Source organism: Burkholderia sp. PvR073 (genome assembly GCF_054055695.1).
This window is the reverse complement of record NZ_JBSRXO010000009.1, coordinates 174126-193982: the sequence shown is the minus strand read 5'-3', so window position 1 is coordinate 193982 and position 19857 is coordinate 174126. Positions and strand designations below refer to the sequence as shown.

The window sequence follows — 19857 nt, the reverse complement described above, 5'->3', positions numbered from 1 at the left end:
CACCGGCGGGCGGCTTCGCGCGCAAAAACCCGGGCATGCCGATTGCCGAACCGGGACGCAACGGGACCCGCCGGCGCGGGCCTCGACCACCGGAGCAACACCATGCAGAGAATTGCGTTGATCAGTGAACATGCGTCGCCGCTGGGGGTGATCGGCGGCGTGGATGCGGGCGGGCAGAACGTCTACGTCGCGAACGTCGCGAAGCAGCTGGCCGAGCGCGGCCTCGACGTCGACGTCTACACGCGTTGCGACCATCCGCACCTGCCCGAAGTCGTGGAGATCGGCTCGCGCATGCGCGTGATCCACGTGCCGGCCGGCCCGCCCGTCGACGTGCCGAAGGAGCGGCTGCTGCCGTACATGGGTGCGTTCGCGGACCACATGATCGCGCGCATGCGGCGCGAACCCGATCCGGTCGACGTGATGCACGCGAACTTCTTCATGTCGGGCGAGGCCGCGCTGCGCGTGAAGAAGCGTCTCGGCATTCCGCTCGTCACGACGTTCCATGCGCTCGGGCGCGTGCGGCGGCTGCATCAGGGCGCGGCCGACGGCTTTCCCGATGAACGTTTCGCGATCGAGGACACGCTCGCTCGCCGCTCCGACCGGTTGATCGCCGAATCCCCGCAGGACGCGCTGGACCTGACCACGCACTACCACGCGGACGCCGCGCGCATCGAGATCGTGCCGTGCGGGTTCGATGCGCGCGAATTCCGGCCGGTGCCGCGTGCCGACGCGCGTGCGCGGCTCGGCTGGCCGCAGAATGCGTTCGCCGTGCTGCAGCTCGGGCGGCTCGTGCCGCGCAAGGGGATCGATACCGTGATCGACGCACTGGCGCGGATGCCGCGCGACCCGCAGCGGCCGACGCGGCTCTACATTGTCGGCGGCAGCCAGGCAACGCCCGATCCGGCACGCGACCCGGAACTCGCGCGGCTCGCCGCGCTCGCGCACGACACCGGCATCGCGGAACGCGTGATCTTCGTCGGCCGGCGCGAGCGCGAGGTGCTGCACCTGTACTACAGCGCGGCCGACGTGTTCGTGACGACGCCGTGGTACGAGCCGTTCGGCATCACGCCGGTCGAGGCGATGGCATGCGCGACGCCGGTGATCGGCAGCGACGTCGGCGGCATCCGCACCACGGTCGACGACGGCGTCACCGGCTACCTGGTGCCGCCACGCGATCCGGCCGCGCTCGCCCAGCGGCTCATGCAGCTGCGTGCGCGGCCCGACCTGTGCGACGCGCTCGGCCGCGCCGGCTATCTGCGCGCGCACCGCTTCTATACGTGGCGCGGCGTGACCGACCGCCTCGTCGACATCTATCGCGACGTCGCGCATCCGCAGCGTGCCGGCACGGCGGCCAGCGGCCGGCGCACGCCCGTCGCCGCCACGCCGGGGCTCCTCGCGCACCGCAAGGAGAATGCATGATGAAGGGCTACGATCGCAAACGCGTCCTCGTCACCGGGGGCGCCGGCTTTCTCGGCTCGCATCTGTGCGAACGCCTCGTGACGGCCGGGCACGACGTGCTGTGCGTCGACAATTTCGACACGGGGACGAAGGACAACATTGCTCACCTGCTCGACGCGCCGAACTTCGAGCTGATGCGCCACGACGTGACGTTTCCGCTGTACGTCGAGGTCGACGAGATCTACAACCTGGCGTGCCCCGCGTCGCCCGTGCATTACCAGCGCGACCCGGTGCAGACGACCAAGACCAGCGTGCACGGCGCGATCAACCTGCTCGGCCTGGCGAAGCGCGTGAAGGCGCGCATCCTGCAGGCGTCGACGAGCGAGGTGTACGGCGACCCCGACGTGCACCCGCAGGACGAGCACTACTGCGGCCGCGTGAACCCGATCGGCCTGCGCGCGTGCTACGACGAAGGCAAGCGCTGCGCGGAAACGCTGTTCACGGACTATCACCGGCAGTACGGCGTCGACGTGCGGATCGCGCGCATCTTCAATACGTACGGGCCGCGCATGCATCCGGCCGACGGGCGCGTCGTGTCGAACTTCATCACGCAGGCGCTGGCCGGCGAGCCGCTGACCGTCTACGGCGACGGCCGGCAGACGCGCTCGTTCTGCTATGTCGACGACATGGTCGACGCGCTGATCCGGCTGATGGACGAACCCGGCGACGCGTGCGAGCCGGTGAACCTCGGCAGCGACGACGAGATCGCGATGATCGATATCGCACGCGAGGTCGTGAGGATCGTCGGCGCGACGGTCGCGATCGAGTTCCGCCCGCTGCCGTCCGACGATCCGCGCCAGCGGCGGCCCGATCTCGACGTCGCGCACCGGCGCCTCGGCTGGCGCGCGACGACACCGCTCTCGACCGGGATCGCGCATACCGCGCGGTATTTCATCCATCGGCAGGCGGTGCATCATGAGCCGGGCGACCTGGTGCGCAGCACGCGGATCGCGTCGCACATGCTCGCGGGGATCAACACGCGGAACCGGCCGGCGGCGGCGACATGAGGAGGAACGCGATGACTTGACCCGGCGTCACGGCCCGCGCTGCCGCGACGGCCGATGCGCGTCACGCGTCAGCCGTCGCGCTGCGTCGCGTGCGCGATCTTGTGCGCCAGCTCGCGCACGTCGACCGGCTTGCACAGAAAGGCGTCGAAACCCGCTTCGAGCGCGCGCCGCTCGTCGGCGGGGCCCGCGTGCGCCGTCACGGCCAGCACGCGCAGGTCGCGCGGCGTCGCGCCGTTCGCCCCGCCGTGCCGCAACGCGTCGAGCAGCCAGAAGCCGTCGCCGTCGGGCATCGCGAGATCGGACAGCACGACGGTCGGCTGCAGGTCGGCGATGACCGCGAGCGCTTCGCGACCCGAGGAGGCGATCGCGACGGCCGCGCCGAGCGTCGTCAGCGCGGCCGTCAGGCTCGCGCGCGTGGTCGCATCGTCGTCGACGATCAGGATGCGCTGCGCATCGAGCATCAGCGGATCGCGCCGGCCATCGGCCTGCGCGATGCCCCATGCCATCACGCCCGTCGGCTGCCAGCCGGCCGGCAGCGTCACCGTGAAGGTCGCGCCGCGATTGCGGCCCGCGCTCTCGACATGCACCTGGCCGCCGTGCAGCTCGGCGATGTGGCGCACGATCGACAGGCCGAGCCCGAGCCCGCGCCGCGGCGACGCGGGCGAACCGTCCGCGCGGCGGAACATGTCGAATACATGGGGAATGAACGCGGGCGGAATGCCTTGCCCGGTGTCCGTCACGACCAGCACCGCATGCGCGTCGTCGCGCGACAGCGCGACCGTCACCGCACCGCCGCCCGGCGTGAATTTCAGCGCGTTCGACACGAGGTTCGCGAGCATCTGCCGCAGGCGTTCCGAGTCGCCCGACACCACGCATGCGTTCGCCGTGCACTCGAATTCGAGCACGATGCCGGCCGCCGACGCAGCCGTCTGGAAGGCGCCTACCGCATCGGAGAAGAGCCGCACCACGTCGACCGGCATCGGGTCGATCCGCAGCTTGCCGGTCGCGAGCGACGACGCATCGAGGATGTCGCCCACCATGCGCGTCAGCGAACGCGCGCTGCGGTCGATCGCATCGATCGCCTGCTGCTCCAGCGCGTCGTCGCGCGTATTGCGCAGCACCTCGATCCAGCCGTAGATCACGTTCAGCGGGGTGCGCAGTTCGTGCGACACGGTCGCGAGCAATTCGTCCTTCAGACGATTCGACGTATCGGCCCGGTCGCGCGCGTCGCGCGCGCCCTGCAGCGAGCGCTGCGTGCGCAGGTCGTGCCGGCGCTGCGCGCCCGTCTCGCGCAGCGTGAGCGACAGCGCGACGCAGCTGCGCGCATCGCCGCGCACCGGGCCGGCGGACACCGTTGCGCGAAAGCGCCGGCCGTCGCGGCGCACACACAGCAATTCGAGCGGGCCGACCGCTTCGCGCATCGCGTCGAACGAATCGGCGAGCGGGTTGCGCCGCAGCCAGCGCATCGCGACCAGCGTTTCGAGCGGACGCCCGCGCGCGTCGGCTTCGTCATACCCGAAGATCCGCTGCGCGGCCGGGTTCCAGCTGACGATACGGCCCTGCCGGTCGATCCCGACGATCGCGTCCGGCGACGCATCGACCACCGCGCGCTGCAGGCGCGACACGTCCGCCGACGCGCGCTCCGTGCCGGCATCGCGCAGCAACAGCACCGCGCCGTCGAGGTTGCCGTGCGCGTCGACGATCGGCGACGCGGCCTCGACGATCGGTACCGGCGGGCCGCCGTCGGCGCCGTGCAGCCAGTGCCGGTCGGACAGCGCATGCGCGCCGCCGAGCGCGCGCTCGAGCGGCGTCGTCTGCACGCGCCGGTCGTCGCGATCGAATACGTGCAGCACGTCGCGCACGGGACGGCCCGTCGCGTCGTCGAGGCCGCCGCCCGCCAGCGCGGCCGCCACCGCGTTCACGTAGGTCACGCGGCCTTTCGCATCGGTCGCGATCACGCCATGCGGCAACGCCTGCAGCACGGCGTCGAGCTGCCGCCGCGCGGCGGCCTCGCGCCGGTGCGCGCGCTCGTTCATGAGCCGCGCGTGCCGCAGCATCGCCGCGACCGCGCACACCAGCACGCCGACCAGCATGAAGGTGCCGAGCCGCACGAGGCGGTCGGGCAGCGGCCCGGTATACGCGGCCGCATCGGACAGGAATAGCGTCCAGACCAGCAGCCCGCTGATCACGGTCGACAGGATTCCGAACAGGAACGACGTCGCCCACGCGGCGCCGGCGAGCAGCGGGTAGTACAGGATCAGCGGCAGATTCACGCCGCCGAACCGGATCGCCAACGTTTGCAGCACGGTCGCGGTCGCGACGAGCATCACGGCGGTTGCGTAATTTCCGGCCTGCGGCCGTGCACGTTCACTCATCGGACACGCTCCTGCCGGAAGGTCGGCGGCGGCCGCCAACGGGTGAACGGACCGGCATGCCGCATGCTTGCCTGCATGCCCTCGGGCTGCTGGCCGGCGCGACGTGTTCGTGAAAGCGGGCGGCTATTACCCGCGCGACTTCCTCGGCGGCGAGGCAGCGTTGCTCGCGCTCGACCTGTATCGCGCGGGCGCGTGGCGCGTGTATGCACCGCACCTGACGGTTCATCATTACCCTTCGATGCAGCGCGACGTGCACACGCGCGTGAGTGTGTCGACCCGCAACGCGGTGCGGACCGCATGGCTCGGATGGCCGGCCGGCGCCGCGCTCGCGCATACGCTGCGCATGCTGCCGCGCCTGTGGCGTGAACGCGGCGTCACGCATGCGCTCGCCGGGCTGCCGTGGATCCTGCGCGAGCATGCGATTCCGCCGAAGGTCGAACGCCTGCGTCGCCGGGTCGACGACGCTGCGCGTCGGCGCATACGTACGCGCGCATGACCGCGGCGGTCGGCGCATCAGGAGTCCGGCTTTTCCGTTTCGTCTTCCAATTGGGCGAGCCGGTTGTAAATCGTTTTCAGGCTGACGTCGAGCACCTCGGCGGCCTGCGCCTTCACGCCGCCGCATTGCGCGATCGTGCCGAGGATCAGCTTGCGGTCGACCTCCTCGAGCGGCGTGCCGAACGGCACCGTCACGCGATCTTCGTGCGACTCGACCATGCTCGACAACTCGTCCATGATCGGCGGCGGCAACGTGTCGATCACGTCGGTGTCGCTGAAGATGCTCGCGCGCTGCACGAAGTTGCGCAGCTCGCGCACGTTGCCGGGCCATGCGTAGGTCTTCAGTGCGTCGCGCGCGGCCGGCGCGAAGCGCAGGTTGCGGCCGCTTTCCTCGTTGTAGCGTTGCAGGAACGCGTCGGCGAGCATCGGGATGTCGTCACCGCGCTCTCTGAGCGACGGCAGCGGGATCGGAAACACGTTGATCCGATGAAACAGGTCGGGCCGCAGCTTGCCGTCCGCCATCGCGGCTTCCGGATCGCGGTTGGTCGCGGCGACGATGCGCACGTCGACGTCGATCTCGCGCGTCGAGCCGAGCCGCGTGAGCCGCCCGGTTTCAAGCACGCGCAGCAGCTTGACCTGCGATTCGACCGGCATCTCGGTGATTTCGTCGAGGAACAGCGTGCCGCCGTCCGCGCGCTCGAAGAAGCCCTTGTGCTGCCGCTCCGCGCCGGTGAAGCTGCCGCGGTCGTGGCCGAACATCTCGCTTTCGACGAGGTTCGCGGCAATCGCGCCGCAGTTCACCGCGAGGAACGGGCCGCGGCGGCGCAGGCTCAGGTCGTGCACGGTTTGCGCGGCGAGTTCCTTGCCGGTACCCGATTCGCCAGTGAGCAGCACTGACGCTTCGGTGCGCGCGACGCGGCCTATCGCGTCGTAGACGGCCTGCATCGCGGGCGAGCTGCCAAGCATCCGGCCGAAGCGGCCGAGGCGCTGCAATTCGGAGCGCAGCTCGGCGATTTCCTCATGCAGCGCGGTGGTGCGCGGCACGCGCGCGAAGATGCTGTTCAGCCGCTGCATGTTCAGCGGCTTCACCAGGTAATCGGTCGCGCCGCGCCGCAATGCGTCGATCGCGGTTTCAAGGCTCGCGTGACCGGTGGTCAGCACCATTTCGCAATGCGCGCGCTTGGGCAATGCGTCGAACAGATCCATTCCGTTGCCGTCCGGCAGCACGAGGTCGCACAGCACGAGATCGGGGGTATTCGTCGAGACGAGCGTGCGCGCTTCTTCGAGCGTCGCGGCCGTGTCGCACGCAAGCTGCTGCGCCTGCGCGAGTGCCGCGAGCATCGCTCGCGTATCGGCATCGTCTTCGACGATCAGGACGTAAGGCATCGAAGCTCCTTGTGATGCGGCCCGGCTGGAGCATCGGCCGAAACCGCGGCGGGCATGCGATGCGGGGTACGACGCCGGGCATCCGGCAATACGATCGCACCGCATACGAACGAGCAGACAAGTAGTCCTGCCATGACAAACGACTGTCTAGCAGTATAGAAGAGGCGCGCTGTGCATTCGCCGCTCATCGAATAAATCTATCCGCCCGCGACGGTGGCATTGCCAGATTCAATCTGCGGCCTTCGGTATAAGAGGTATGCTTTCTACGTGAAAAACGGCGCATGCCACGTCATTTTTTCATCTTGTCTCGACGGCTTCGGTCAAAACTTCCCAAATGCGATATCACTCATGTCGAAATCCGACGATGACGGCACGCGGCTGTTCGGCCGTTCGCGAACAATCCAGGACTTGATGTTGAAAATTTCGCGCGTGGCCGCAACGCGCGTGAGTGTGCTCGTGGTCGGCGAAAGCGGTGCCGGCAAGGACATCGTCGCGCGACTCATCCACGACATGAGCCCGCGCCGGCGCGGCCCGTTCGTGCCCGTCAACTGCGGTGCGATTCCGAAAGACATCGCGGAGTCCCATTTGTTCGGACATGAAAAAGGCAGCTTCACCGGCGCCGTTGCACAACATGTGGGCATGTTCGAAGCCGCGCGCGGCGGCACGCTGTTTCTCGACGAAATCGCGGAAATGCCCGCGGAATTGCAGGTGAAACTGCTGCGCACGCTCGAATCGAACACGATCGTGCGGGTCGGCGGCCACGAAGCGATTCCGCTCGATGTGCGGATCGTCGCGGCCACCCATCACGATCCGGTCGAGGCCGTGCGCAGCGGCCGGCTGCGCGAAGACCTGTTCTACCGGATCGCGACGATCGCGCTGCACGTGCCCGCGCTGCGGCAGCGCGAGGACGATGTCGGCGACATCGCGCTGCAGATCGTCGAGCGGCTGAACGCGCGGCACCGCACGCGCAAGCGTCTGTCGATGCAGGCGATGAAGGCGCTGCGCACCTATACGTGGCCCGGCAACGTGCGCGAGTTGCGCAACGCGCTGGAGCGTGCGTTCATCCTCGCGGACGAGCAGATCGAACTGCAGCTGCCGCGCCGCCTGCCGCCGCGCGAGGAAGTACGTCACAACGCGATGACGCTGCATATCGGCACGACGCTCGCGCATACGCAGCAGCGCTTCATCGTCGCGTCGCTGCGCCATTTCAACGGCGACAAGCCGCGCACCGCGAAGGCGCTCGGCATCAGCCTGAAGACACTCTACAACCGCCTCGCGTTGCTGCCCGAACACGAGCGCAACGCGATGAACGGCGCCGCCGCGCCGACGTCGAGCACCAGTGGCGCCAATGGCACCAACGGCACCAACGGCACCAGCAGCACCAGCAGCACCAGCAGCACCAGCGCTGCCGCGAGCGCGCCCACGCCGGCGAGCCCGCCGAGCGCGTAAGCGCGCCCGCTTCAAGCGCCGCGTCGATCAGGGCCCGTTCACGCTAGCACGCGACGTCGCGCAACGCGTTGTCCCAGTCGCGCGCGAAGCGCTCGATGCCGAACCGCTCGCACGCGTCGCGCTTCGCCGCCGCGCCCCACTCGCGCGCGCGTTCCGGATCGCGAATCAGCATGCGCATCGCGTCGATCAACGCGTCGGGCCGCGTATCGGCGACACCGTTGTAACCGCTCCTCACGAGCTGCGCCATCTCGGTCGTCGCGAGCGCGACGATCGGCAGCCCGATCATCATCGCCTCGATCACCGCGAGCCCGAGGCTCGTGTAGCGGATCGGATTGAAGAAGAACCGGTAGTGCGACAGGAACTGCGGCAGCGCCGGGTTCGGCACTTCACCGATGCCGCCGAGTTCGGCCGAGCCCATTCCGACCAGATCGAGCGGCACGCTGTGGCGCACCACCTCGAACAGGTCCGCGCCGAGACGCCGCCCGCGCCGCGCGAGGTTGTTCACGACCGTCACGCCCTTGGGCAGCGTGCCGCGATACTCGATGCCGTCGGGTAGCAGCACGCCGTGCTCGATCACGCGCGTCGGCGTGACGCCGTTGTCCCACATCAGCGCGTTGAACGGCGTCACGTGCACCAGCAACATGTTCGGATCCTGCACCGGATGCAGCGTGTCGGTCGGATGCTCGCGCGGCGGATCGTGCTCGACGAACAGCGCGGGCAACGCACGCTGCGCGTCGCTCAGCAGTCGCATCCGGTCTTGCTCGTAGTGACGGTGATGCTGGTACAGCACGCAATCGAACTCGGTGTCGCGCACGCATTCGACGCTCACCTCGTGCACGTTGTCACCCCACGGCAGATGCCCGACCCGCCCCGCATAGCCGGGCGGATGCTGCGGCTTCGTCACGAGGTAGAAATCGTGCGGCGCCTGCGACAGGTAATACAAATAGTTGCCATGCACGTGCCAGGTGAGCACGCGCAACCGCTTACGTGACATGACGCCTCTCCTCCGCGAGCAGTTCGCCCGCCCGATCCATCACGTCGTCGACGCTGATCGCGCTCGCGCATTCGTGCCCGTACGGGCAGGTGTCGAACATGCACGGCCGGCACGCCGGGTAGTTCGCGATCACGCGATGACGTTCGGCGTCGAGCGGCGCCCAGCGGGCCGTGTCGCTGCCGCAGGCGATGACGATGCTCGGCGTACCGAGCGCCGCCGCGACATGCGACACGCCCGTGTCGTTGCACAGCAGCAGCCGTGCGCGACCGATCAGCGCGGCCAGCGCGCCGAGCGGCGTGCGCCCGCACAGGTTCACGCACGGCCGCGCGAGCTGCTCGGCGAATGCGGCGGCCAGCGCGATTTCCGCGCGCGTGCCGGTCAGCACGATCTGCCAGCCGTCGGCCGCTAGCTGCCGCGCGGCGCTCGCGAAACGCTCGACCGGCCAGCGCCGCGATGCCATCCGCGCGCCCGGATGGACGATCACGTAGCGGCCCGGATCGAGCGCGTATTCTTCGCACAGCACATGCCAGAGCGCGTAGTCGAGGCCGCCGAGCGGGAATTCGAGGTAGTCGCCCCAGTCCGGATAGCCGAGCTTGCGCGTGAGCGACAGGCAGCGCGTGACCTCGGGTTCGCCGTCACGCCAGGCGACCGGACAATCGAGCGCGGTCGTGCCGCCGTCGGTCGGCACGAAGCCGGCGGTGCGCGTCGCGCCGAGCGATGCGACGATCGCGTTGGTCTGCGCGCCGCTGCCGTGCAGCTGGATCGCGAGATCGAAGTCGCGCGCACGGCATTCCGCGACGAACGCCTCGCGCGCGGACGGCTCGGCGTCCGGCTGCTCGCCGAGGCCCGGCGCGCCGGGAAACGCGATGAAGTTGTCGATGTAGTCGGAAAAGCGCGACGCGAATTCGCGTGCCCACGGCAGCCCGATCAGCGTGATGCGTGCATCCGGTTCGCCGCGCCGCAGCGCGCGCAGCGCCGGCACCGCGCACAGCATGTCGCCGAGCTGCAGCGCGCGAAATACCGCGATGCGGCTCGGACCGGACGATGAAGCGGAATCGAAACTCATAGGAAGAACACCCGGAAGTGAAGCGCGCCGCGCATGCGCCAGTACAGCGACACGGGCGGAATCGCGATCGACGTGACGATCATCTCGGCGACATGCGACGGCGTGAGCCGCGTGCCGCGCAGCCGCTTCGCGCAGAACGCGGCGGTGATCACGGCCCAGGCGAGCGCGCACGCGATGCCCGCCGCGCGCCAGCCGGCCGCGAAACAACCGAGCGCGCCGAGCGCGAAACAACCGAGCGCGCCGAGCGCGAACAGCACGGCCGCGTAGTAGTTCCACGGCGGCATCGGCCGGATATGACGCCGGTAGGTCGCGCGATGCTTCTTGTACAGCAGCGCGTCGAAATACACCTTCGATTGCTGGCCGATGCTCGCACCCCAGCGCGCGGGGCGCACCGGATGCACGATCCGCGCGGCGTCGACCTCGACGATCGGCCCCGCATGCTCGCGCAGCGCGAACATCAGGTCGGCGTCCTCGCGCCACGCGCGCGTGAAGCGTTCGTCGAAACCGCCGACGCGTTCGAGCGCCGTGCGCCGCACGAAGCAGTTCGCAGTCGCGAACTCCGCCCGCGCAAGGCCGGCCACGTCGCGTTCGTAGTCGGTCGGGCGCGGCCGCAGCGGCACGTCGATGCGCCCGGCCGCCGCCGCTGCCGACGGTTCGGCCAGCAGCGCGGCCGCGCCGTAGCGCAGCCAGGTCGGATCGGGAATCGTGTCGTCGTCGGTGAACGCGATCAGCGCGCCGCGCGCGCTGCGCCAGCCGACGTTGCGCGCGCCGGCCGGCCCCTGGGTATCGGGCGCGGTCATGTAGCGGATCACCGGTATGTCGGCCATGCGTGCACGGCACGCGTCGACGGCGGCCCACGCGCTGCCGGCCGGGTCGTCGTCGACGACGACGATCTCGTAGGTCGTCGGATCGAACACCTGCGCGCACAGCGCGTCGAGGCAGCGCTCGAGCAGGTCGGGCCGCCGGTAGGTCGGCACGACGACCGACACGACCGGCGGCAGTTGCGTGGCGCGCATGTTCATCTCGGCTTCTCCAGCAGGAACGAGCCGATCACGAGCGCGTCGAGCGGCGAGGTCCAGAAGCATTCGATCGCGTCGCGCGGCGAACAGACGATCGGCTCGCCGCGCGTGTTGAACGACGTGTTGACGAGCACCGGCACGCCGGTGAGCGCGTCAAACTCGGACAACAGCGCATGCAGCAGCGGATGCTGCGCTTCGTCGACGGTCTGCACGCGCGCGGTGCCGTCGATGTGGCGCACCGCCGGAATCTTCGCTTCCGCACCGGGCGCGACGTCGTACGCGAACAGCATGAACGGCGCGCGCAGCGGTGTGCGCCGGCCGCCGTTGAACCACTGATGCGCGCGGCTTTCGAGCACGACCGGCGCGACCGGCCGGAAGTCCTCGCGATCCTTGATCCTGTTCAGCTTGCGCTGCATGTCCGGATCGATCGGCGACGCGAGGATCGAGCGGGCGCCGAGCGCGCGCGGCCCGAACTCCATGCGGCCCTGGAACCAGCCGATCACGCGGTTCGCCGCGAGCAGCGCGGCCGTCTGCGCGGCGACGTCGGCCAGCCGCCGGTACGGCAACTGCGCCTCCTTCAGGAACGCCTCGATCGCGTCGTCGCTGTACGACGGCCCGAGATACGCATGGTCCATCCGCCAGTCGCCGCGCATCCCGCGCATCCGGAAGTCGGTCCACAACGCGGCGCCGAGCGCGGTGCCCGCGTCGCCAGCGGCCGGCTGTACCCACACATCGTCGAACGGCCCACGATCGCGGATCTTCGCGTTCATCACGCAGTTCAGCGCGACGCCGCCCGCCATCGCGAGCTGCTTCTCGCCGCTCTCGGCAGCGAGCCAGTCGACTGCCTGCAACACCGTTTCCTCGAGCACCACCTGCAGCGCATGCGCGATGTCGCAGTGATGCGGCTCGATCGGGCCGCCGCGTTCGCGCGGCGCGCCGAACCGCGCGGCGAGATCGGCTTCGACGACCTCGTAGCGGCCTTCGCCGTTGTAGCTCACCAGCTTGCGCATCTCGTCGGCGAGCCCCGGCTTGCCGTACGCCGCGAGCGCCATCACCTTGTACTCGTCGGACGAATGCAGGAAGCCGAGATAGTGCGTCACGTGCTCGTACAGCAGGCCGAGCGAATGCGGCAGGTTGACCTGGCCGAGCCGCCGGTAAGCCTGGCCGTCGAACACGCCGTAGCTCGTCGTCGCGCGTTCGCCGCGCCCGTCCAGCGTCATCACCGCGCAGTGGTCGAACGGCGCCGCGAGAAACGCGCTCGCCTCGTGCGCGAGATGGTGCTCGATGAAGTGCCAGCGGAACGGCCCGTCGTGCGCGACGCCGCGAAAGCGCCGCTGCAGGTGATGCGGTGCGCCGCCCGCGAGCTGGCGCGGCGCGTTCACGATCGACGACAGGAACAGCGGATGCCACGGCGACGCGCTGCCGGCGCGCGGCGCGTGCGCGGACGGCGCCAGCGGCAGCGTCAGCTCGGGCGCATTGCCGTGCCGATCGAGTTCGAGCCACGGATCGTACGAATACGCGACATGGTCGACCTCCGCCAGCACGAGGTCCGCTTCCGCGAGACAGTAGTCGATCGCGTGATACGGCAGCTCCCAGGTCGAAAACGGCACCGGCCGCTTCGCGTGCTTCACGTGCGTGAAGCGTTCCTCCTCGGCCGCGGCGAGCACGACACCGTCGCGCACGAGGCACGCGGCGCTGTCGTGGAACGCGGCGTTGATGCCGAGCGTGTAAGTGGAGTCGGGCATACGTCAGCTCCTGGTGATGACGTGCGCGAAGGGAATCACGTTCGATGCGTTCGCGGCGACCGGCTCCACGCCGCGCACGGCGGCCCGCGCGGCCGCGCGTTGCGCATCGCGCTCGTTGCCGCGCAGCAGCGCGTGCGTCGCCGCGACGACGTCGTCGACGCTCACACCGAGCAGGCACGGATGCCCCGGCTGGTTGCATACGCTCCGATAGCAGTTGCGACACGGCACATCGACGTTCAACGCGCGATGCGGCACGCGCCACGGCGTGTGCTGCGGGTTGGTCAGTGCGTACAGGTCGACGACCGGCGTGCCGAGCGCGGCCGCGAGATGCACGGGGCCGCTGTTGTTCGACAGCAGCAGATCGGCCGTCTCGATCAGCGCGCCGAGTTCGCCGAGCGCCAGCACACCGGCGAGCGGCACCGCGCGCGGCCCCGCGTGTTCACACACCGCCTCGACCAGCGCGCGCTCGTCGGCGCTGCCCGTCACCGCGATCCCGTCGAACAGCGGCGCGAGCCGCGCGGCCGCGGCGCCGAAGCGCTCGGCCGGCCAGCGTCGCGATGCCGCACTCGCACCCGGATGCACGACGAGCCAGCGCGCACGCGCCGCCCCGGGCCGGCGCGGGCCGCCGATCCGCTGCAACGCGGCACGCAGCCGTGCGTGCAGCGCGTGCCGCGCCACGTCGCCGGGCTCGAACGCCATCCGCCAGTCGGACGTCTTCGCACCGATCGAGCGCACCAGCGCAAGCTGGCGCGCGACCTCGTGGCGCACATACGATTCCGGCTCGAGTTCCGGCACGCGGTCGGTCAATAGTTCATACGGATTCTCGCGACAATGCGCGAGCCGCAGCGGGATGCCCGCGAGCCAGCACATCATCGCGGCCGGCAGCGGACTCTGGCTGTACACGGTGAAGATCACGGCCGCGTCGAAGTGGCCGGCCAGCAGCCGGCCGATCATGTCGAGATCGACGACCGGATCGCCGCGCGCGCCGGGATGCTTGACCCATGGCGCGTCATACGCCCACACGTCGTCGACCATCGGCAGATGCTTTGACAGCGCGGCGCCGCTGCGCGACGTCAGCAGGATGAGCCGGCGGCCGTGCCCGCTCTCCTTCAGCGCGCGCAGCGCGGGCGTCGTCATCAGCACGTCGCCGAGGCTGTCGAGCCGCACGCACAGGATCCGGCGTGCACGATCCCATGCCGCGCTCATCGCCGCACCCACGAACCGTGACGGCGCACGGCGTCGCGCACGACGAGGTCGGCGGCGAGATCGAGTCGGGGCACCACGTGGTGCGGCGTGCGCCTGGCATCGAGCCGCCATTCGGTCTCGTTGCCGCGGTCGACGAGGATCGTGCCGCAGCGTGCGGCGCGGCCGGCCTCGACATCATCGAGAATGTCGCCGATCATCCAGCTCCATTCGGCGACCGCGCCGAGCGTAGCGAGCGCGCGGCGCACCATGCCGGGGCGCGGCTTGCGACAGATGCAGTCGCAGGTATAGCGCGGCACGCTGCCCGCCGGGTGATGCGGGCAGTAAAAAAAGCCCGCCAGCGCCGCGCCGTTCGCTTCAAACAGTTCGGCGAGACGCTGGCGGACCGCGCCAAGCTCGGGTTCGGTAAAGCGGCCGAGCGCGACGCCCGGCTGGTTCGACACGACCACGATCGGTATGCCTGTCGCGCCGAGCGTGCGCAACGCGCGCTTCGCGCCCGGCGCGAGTTTCATCCGCGTGGGGTCGACGTTGTACGGCACGTTCTCGAGCAGCGTGCCGTCCTTGTCGAGCAGCACGGCGCCGGGCAGCCGCCGTTCGCGCTTCAGGGCCATGACGTCTCCTTCATCGGCAACACCATCAGCTCCGGCACGACAGTGCCCGGCGGCTGCGTCAGCACGAAACGCACGGCGGCCGCGACATGCTCCGGCGGCTGCAGCGTGTCCTCGTCGATGTCGGGGAAACGGTCGAGCAGGAACGGCGTGCGCATCCCGCCCGCGACGATCGCCGACACGCTCACGCCGGCCGGCCGCAACTCCGCATGCAGCGCATGCGACAGCCCGAGCAGCCCCCACTTCGTCGCGTGATACGCGGAGGCATTCGGCCACGCGCGCTTGGACGCCGTCGACGCGATGTTGACGATATGGCCGCTGCCGCGCGCCTTCATCATCGGCACGGCCGCGTGGCACATCAGGTATGGGCCGAACAGGTTGGTCATCAGCACCTGCCGCCACGCCGCGACGCTGACGTCGTCGATCGGCGCGGTCACGTCGATCGCCGCGTTGTTCACGATCACGTCGAGATCGCCGAGCGCCTCGCGCGCGTCGTGCACGACCTGCAGCACCGACGCTTCGTCGCGCACGTCGAGCGGCCGTCCGACCGCGTGGCCGCCATGCCGCTCGAGGCGTCGCGCGACGGCCGCCGCGCGATCGCCGTCGAGATCGGCGACGATCACGTGCGCGCCGTGTTGTGCAAGCTCCTCGCAGATGGCTTCGCCCAGGCCGCGGCCGCCGCCCGTCACGAGCGCGGCGCGGCCGGCGAGCGACGGGCCAGCGGGATCGTGAGTCGCGTTCACCTGCATCTCCTGTATGCGTCCGAAGAATCGTCGGATTCGTGGCCGTAACACTTGTCGCGACAAGCGTCGGTACAGGGGTACAGCGAGAACCATGCCCGTCTGCGCGCGCCCGCGCCGTGCCAGGGGCCGGCTCGGGGTCGCTGGCTTTTTTATAACAGGCTGTAAAAACGTGCCCGCTCGCCTACGTTCCGATCGCGAGCGCGTCCGGCGTCGCCTGCGCGCGGTGCTTGGCGAGCGCGCGCAGGCAGTGCGCGACGCAGCCCGCGAACGCCTCGTCGAACCACGGTTGCGCGCCCGACACGCCGACCACGATCCCGTGCTGCGCGACACCGCCCCACAGGTTCGTGTCGCCCGCGCGCAGCCGGTACGGCTCCAGCGCCTGCACGACGTGGCCGTCGCGGCCGGTTTCCCACGACAGCCGCGCCTTCGCGCGTGCGTAGGCCCGATAGTCGGCATCCCAGTCCTTCGGGTCGGGCAGCGAGAACTCGTAAAGAATGGCGTCCTCGAACGCGGCGTCGCGCGGCCCGAGCGCCGGATCCATGATCACGATGTGCAGACAGCCGCTGTCGCCGACGAAGTCGCTCTGCAACGCGGCCGACAACGTCGGCAGCAGCAGCTCGACGGCCGCGACCGCGGCCTGGCGATCGGCGAACGCGCTACCGCCGCGACGCTCGGTCAGGGTGGCGGGTGGCGTCGGATGCAGAAGGTTCGGCATGGAGGTCTCCGGAGGAAAACGCGAGCGCGCGCAGCGCCGCGATCAGGTCGTCCGCTAGGGCGGGCTGGGTCAGGTAGGCAGGGAAATCCTTCGAGCGCGCGTGTGCGGTCGCGGTCGCGCTCGCGCGTATGGCCGGACAACGTGAGCGCGTCGAGCGGCGCGCGGCCGTCGCGCGCCAGCTCGTCGGTGCCGGCCGTCATGCGCGCGAGGCCTGGGTCCGTGGTCGGGTCATCCCGCGCATCGCGCCGTCAATGATGCGATTCGCGGCCGGTGCCGCTGCCCGGTTCAGGGTCGCGCACGGCGGGCTGCGTCGGCGTGACGGTGCGTTGGGACGGATGCAGCACCGTGCCCGGTTCGTGCTCGTCGTCGCGGCGCACCCGCACGCGGTTCTCGACGTCGCGCACGCACATGCAGCCGTCGGCGATGTCCTCGATGTCGTGCTTCATCCAGCGCGACGGCACGGTGCCGTCCAGCTCGACGCGGCCGTCGCGCACCTGCACGGTGACGTCGCTCACGTCGATGTCGAGCGCATGCGTGAGCCGCTCGCAGACGTCCTCGCGAATGCGCTCGTCCGAGCGCGTATAGCCTTTCAGGCCGCGGCGCTGGCGCATGGCCTCGCGTTGCGCATCGGTACGGCGCGGATCGCGTGGATCATAGTCGCGCTCGCCGCCGTACCAGCCCATCCGGTGATGACCGCGGAATCCCGGCTGATCGCTGCCATACCGGCCTTCACGACCCTCGCCGCCTTCCGCGCGACGACTGCGGTTGCCGTAACCGCGTTCGGCTTCCCACTCCGGTTCGCGCGAACCGCCCGGCGCGTCGCGCCAGTCCGGACGCTGCTCGGCCGACGTGCGCGCCGAGCGTTCGCTCCACTCGCTGCCCCAGTCTTCCGGGCCGACGTTCTCGCTCGCGAAGCGCCGGTATGCGGATTCATAGTCGGCGTCGTGCCGCTCGGATTCGCCGCCTCGAAAGTCGCGCTCGCCGCGTTCCTGCCAGTCGGGCGGCCCGCTGCGTTCGGCTTGCCGTCCCGGATATCGTCGTTGCATCGTGTCCTCCTTGCGCGCCCCAGTGCCGCGCACGGCTCCATGCCGCATCGCGGCGCGCGTCGTTCGGACGGTTGCAAATCGCGTGCCGCGTTCGCAGCCGGGGCCGACACCGCGAGACGGGCGGGCGACGCGGCGCGGTTCATCGATTCGCGCCGTCGCCCCTTCCTGGTTCTCTTTGGGAAGCTCCTGTCGAGCGTCAGTCGCCGGCACCGGTGGCCGGCGCCGGCCGCCGCCCCTATCTGCAACGCGATTGCAGTTTTTGCGCGGAACGGCGCCGTATCGGGCCCTATGCGCCGCCCATGCCCGAGCCGGTCGGCTCGTCCGGATCGTCGGGGTCGTCAATGAGGCCGGCCTCGTCGAGCCGTTCGGTGCGATCCGGCTCGATATCGGCGGCGTCCTCGAGCCCCGCATCGCCGTCCGCGGACGCGCGCTCGCCGGTGCCAGCGCGGTCCGTATCGCTGTCGAGCGCCGCGTCGCCGCGTTCCAGCGCGTGCTCGTCGAGCGGTGAATCGACGTCGAACGGATAGCGCCGCGCGCCGGCCGTGTCGCTGCCGCTGTCGGACGAGTCGCTCGGCCCCAGCGCGCGGCCGTCGCGGCCGCGCCGCGCGTTCTCGTCGTCCGGGCCGGCCGATTCGTTGTCGGGATTCAGTGTACTGTTCATATCGATGTCCTCGTGTTCCGCGGGGCTGCAGGACCGCTGGCGTGCCCGATGTGCCCGTGTAGCGCGGGTCGGACGACCGCGCAATCGGCATGCCGCGCCGACGGCGATCGGGCCGCCGGCAGCCCGATCGGCCGGATCAGGCGACACGCGGCACGCACAATGCGCACCCATTGATCTGGTGAATCGGGTTCCCGTATGCTTTCGAGCGACTCAATCCGGTTCGAATCGCCGCAACCGGCTCCGCCAGGCGCGGCCGGGCGGCCTGAGGCTACCCTCATTTGACTTACCGTTCGATGAAGACAGACGACGCCATATCCGAGTTACATCCGCCGCTTGGCCCCGACGATGCACGCGATCTGGTACACCGCTTCGCCGAGTTCCGCTTCGAAACCGTCGTCGGGGCGATCACCGACTACGCGGTATTCATGCTCGACCCGCAAGGCAACGTCGCGACGTGGAACGCGGGCGCGGAGCGCATCAAGGGCTATCGCACCGCCGAGATCATCGGCCACCATTTCTCGCGCTTCTATCCGCCCGACGCGATCGCCGCGGGCCGGCCCGCGTTCGGGCTCCACGAAGCGACCGTGCGCGGCCGCTTCGAGGACGAAGGCTGGCGCGTGCGCAAGGATGGTTCGCTGTTCTGGGCCAGCGTGACGATCACGGCCGTTCGCGATCATGGGGGCCAGCTGGCCGGCTTCATCAAGATCACGCGCGACATGACCGAGCGCAAGCGGCTCGCCGAACTGGAAATGTCGACGCACCGGCTCAGCGTATTCATCGCGATGCTCGCGCACGAACTGCGCAACCATCTCGCGCCGCTGCGCCACTCCGTCAGCGTGCTGCAAACGCTGCCCGATCCGGTGCCAATGCTCGCGCAATGCCGCGACGCCGTGCACCGTCAGGTCGGACAGCTGACGCGGCTCGTCGACGATCTGCTCGACGTCGGGCGCATCACGGCCGGCAAGGTCGAGCTCGACAACGCGCCGGTGACGGTGCGCGACGTCGTGTGCCGCGGCGTGGAGAGCATCCAGCCGAAGCTGGCCACACGCCAGCAGCATCTTCGCGTCGAACTGCCGTCCGAACCGGTGGTGGTGCGTGGCGACGCCGCGCGGCTCGTGCAGGTGCTGCACAACCTGCTCGACAACGCGTCCAAGTTCTCGCCGCCCGGCGGGCGGATCGACGTCGCCGCCGACCGCGAGGGTTCCACCGTCGCGATCCGCGTGACCGATCACGGCGTCGGCATCGCGGCGGATTCGCTCGAAACGATCTTCGACCTGTTCGACCAGGACGGCGTGCCGGGCCGGCGTCCGGTCGACGGCTTCGGGCTCGGCCTTGCGATCTGCCGGTCGTTCGTCGAGCTGCATGGCGGCAGGATCTCCGCCGAAAGCGAGGGTCCCGGCCAAGGTGCGACATTTACGGTACGGTTGCCCGTCGAGCACCATGCGCAAACGGCACGGGTCGAAGCGCCCGCGCCGCGCGCCGGGAAGCCGGCCGCCGCGCCGCTGAACATCATCGTCGTCGACGACAACCGCGACTCGGCCGACACGCTCGCCGTGCTGCTGCAGCTGAAGGGGCACGCGCCGCGCGTCGCGTACAACGCGAACGACGCGCTGGCGCTCGTGCGCGATACCGTTCCGCATCTGATGCTCATCGACCTGTCGATGCCCGACGTCGACGGCTACACGCTGCTGCACGAACTGCGCGCGATCGACACGGTGGGCGGCATGACCTGTGTCGCGCTGTCCGGTCATGCCAGCTCATCGGATCTCGCGCGCACGGCGCGCGAAGGCTTCGACGATCACCTCGTGAAACCGCTCGAGATGGCGGTGCTCGACGCCCTGCTGCAGCGTGTCGCGCGCACGGTGCATGGCGCGCCATGAACGTTTA

The 19857-nt window shown here is 69.8% G+C and carries 16 protein-coding genes and 2 pseudogenes; 5 read left to right on the top strand and 13 right to left on the bottom strand.

Translation table 11 applies throughout. The annotated features are described in order from the left end of the window. The first annotated feature begins 102 nt into the window (after positions 1-102). The gene (locus ACVK00_RS24980) at positions 103-1419 is read left to right on the top strand and encodes a glycosyltransferase family 4 protein (RefSeq protein ID WP_284898797.1); all 1317 of its coding nucleotides are present in this window, start codon (positions 103-105) and stop codon (positions 1417-1419) included. Further along, positions 1419-2465 carry a UDP-glucuronic acid decarboxylase family protein gene (locus ACVK00_RS24975; protein WP_284898834.1) on the top strand — a complete coding sequence of 349 codons (1047 nt, stop codon included), beginning with the start codon at positions 1419-1421 and terminating at the stop codon, positions 2463-2465. Before ACVK00_RS24980 ends, ACVK00_RS24975 begins: the two co-directional genes overlap by 1 nt. Positions 2466-2533: 68 nt before the next feature. Here ACVK00_RS24975 and ACVK00_RS24970 read toward each other — a convergent pair whose 3' ends face one another. Beyond that, positions 2534-4840, bottom strand: a complete 2307-nt coding sequence (locus ACVK00_RS24970; RefSeq protein WP_284898800.1) for a hybrid sensor histidine kinase/response regulator — start codon at positions 4838-4840, stop codon at positions 2534-2536. An 88-nt stretch (positions 4841-4928) separates the two neighbouring features. Here ACVK00_RS24970 and ACVK00_RS24965 point away from each other — a divergent pair. Next, positions 4929-5336, top strand: a pseudogene (locus tag ACVK00_RS24965) (glycosyltransferase family 2 protein); the annotation flags it as partial. Between the two features lie 17 nt (positions 5337-5353). Here ACVK00_RS24965 and ACVK00_RS24960 read toward each other — a convergent pair. After that, complete coding sequence (locus ACVK00_RS24960) at positions 5354-6721, bottom strand: sigma-54-dependent transcriptional regulator (protein WP_228910695.1); 1368 nt, start codon at positions 6719-6721, stop codon at positions 5354-5356. Positions 6722-7069: 348 nt separating this feature from the next. Here ACVK00_RS24960 and ACVK00_RS24955 point away from each other — a divergent pair, with 348 nt between their 5' ends. Next, on the top strand, positions 7070-8170 hold the full coding sequence (locus ACVK00_RS24955; protein WP_354123405.1) for a sigma-54 interaction domain-containing protein: 1101 nt from the start codon (positions 7070-7072) through the stop codon (positions 8168-8170). Between the two features lie 43 nt (positions 8171-8213). On the opposite strand, the gene ACVK00_RS24950 is transcribed toward ACVK00_RS24955, so the two are convergent. The 11 genes and pseudogenes from ACVK00_RS24950 to ACVK00_RS24900 form a co-directional block, all read right to left on the bottom strand. Further along, positions 8214-9164 (bottom strand): glycosyltransferase, encoded by a 951-nt coding sequence (locus tag ACVK00_RS24950; protein WP_228910694.1) that lies wholly within the window; start codon positions 9162-9164, stop codon positions 8214-8216. Further along, a complete protein-coding gene (locus tag ACVK00_RS24945) occupies positions 9154-10230 on the bottom strand; it encodes a glycosyltransferase family 9 protein (protein ID WP_284898805.1) in 1077 nt (358 codons plus the stop codon). Before ACVK00_RS24945 ends, ACVK00_RS24950 begins: the two co-directional genes overlap by 11 nt. Beyond that, the gene (locus tag ACVK00_RS24940; protein ID WP_354123315.1) at positions 10227-11252 is read right to left on the bottom strand and encodes a glycosyltransferase family 2 protein; all 1026 of its coding nucleotides are present in this window, start codon (positions 11250-11252) and stop codon (positions 10227-10229) included. The genes ACVK00_RS24945 and ACVK00_RS24940 overlap by 4 nt, the downstream gene beginning before the upstream one ends. After that, positions 11249-12994 (bottom strand): carbamoyltransferase family protein, encoded by a 1746-nt coding sequence (locus tag ACVK00_RS24935; RefSeq protein ID WP_284898810.1) that lies wholly within the window; start codon positions 12992-12994, stop codon positions 11249-11251. The genes ACVK00_RS24940 and ACVK00_RS24935 overlap by 4 nt, the downstream gene beginning before the upstream one ends. Before the next feature lie 3 nt (positions 12995-12997). Then, complete coding sequence (locus tag ACVK00_RS24930; RefSeq protein ID WP_228910690.1) at positions 12998-14200, bottom strand: glycosyltransferase family 9 protein; 1203 nt, start codon at positions 14198-14200, stop codon at positions 12998-13000. After that, entirely contained in the window at positions 14197-14808 is a 612-nt protein-coding gene (locus ACVK00_RS24925; RefSeq protein WP_284898814.1) for a D-glycero-alpha-D-manno-heptose-1,7-bisphosphate 7-phosphatase, read from the bottom strand. Before ACVK00_RS24925 ends, ACVK00_RS24930 begins: the two co-directional genes overlap by 4 nt. Next, on the bottom strand, positions 14799-15554 hold the full coding sequence (locus ACVK00_RS24920) for an SDR family oxidoreductase (protein ID WP_284898817.1): 756 nt from the start codon (positions 15552-15554) through the stop codon (positions 14799-14801). Before ACVK00_RS24920 ends, ACVK00_RS24925 begins: the two co-directional genes overlap by 10 nt. Before the next feature lie 175 nt (positions 15555-15729). Continuing rightward, on the bottom strand, positions 15730-16263 hold the full coding sequence (locus ACVK00_RS24915) for a hypothetical protein (protein ID WP_284898819.1): 534 nt from the start codon (positions 16261-16263) through the stop codon (positions 15730-15732). Next, positions 16205-16436: pseudogene (locus ACVK00_RS24910) on the bottom strand (response regulator); the annotation flags it as partial. The gene ACVK00_RS24915 and the pseudogene ACVK00_RS24910, both read right to left, overlap by 59 nt. Before the next feature lie 75 nt (positions 16437-16511). After that, complete coding sequence (locus tag ACVK00_RS24905; protein WP_284898821.1) at positions 16512-17309, bottom strand: BON domain-containing protein; 798 nt, start codon at positions 17307-17309, stop codon at positions 16512-16514. 286 nt (positions 17310-17595) lie between these two features. Further along, positions 17596-17970, bottom strand: coding sequence for a chemotaxis protein (locus ACVK00_RS24900; RefSeq protein ID WP_228910686.1), 375 nt, complete (start codon positions 17968-17970; stop codon positions 17596-17598). Between the two features lie 293 nt (positions 17971-18263). On the opposite strand from ACVK00_RS24900, the gene ACVK00_RS24895 reads away from it, so the two are divergent. Then, positions 18264-19850 (top strand): PAS domain-containing hybrid sensor histidine kinase/response regulator, encoded by a 1587-nt coding sequence (locus ACVK00_RS24895; protein WP_284898827.1) that lies wholly within the window; start codon positions 18264-18266, stop codon positions 19848-19850. Positions 19851-19857 lie beyond the last annotated feature (7 nt).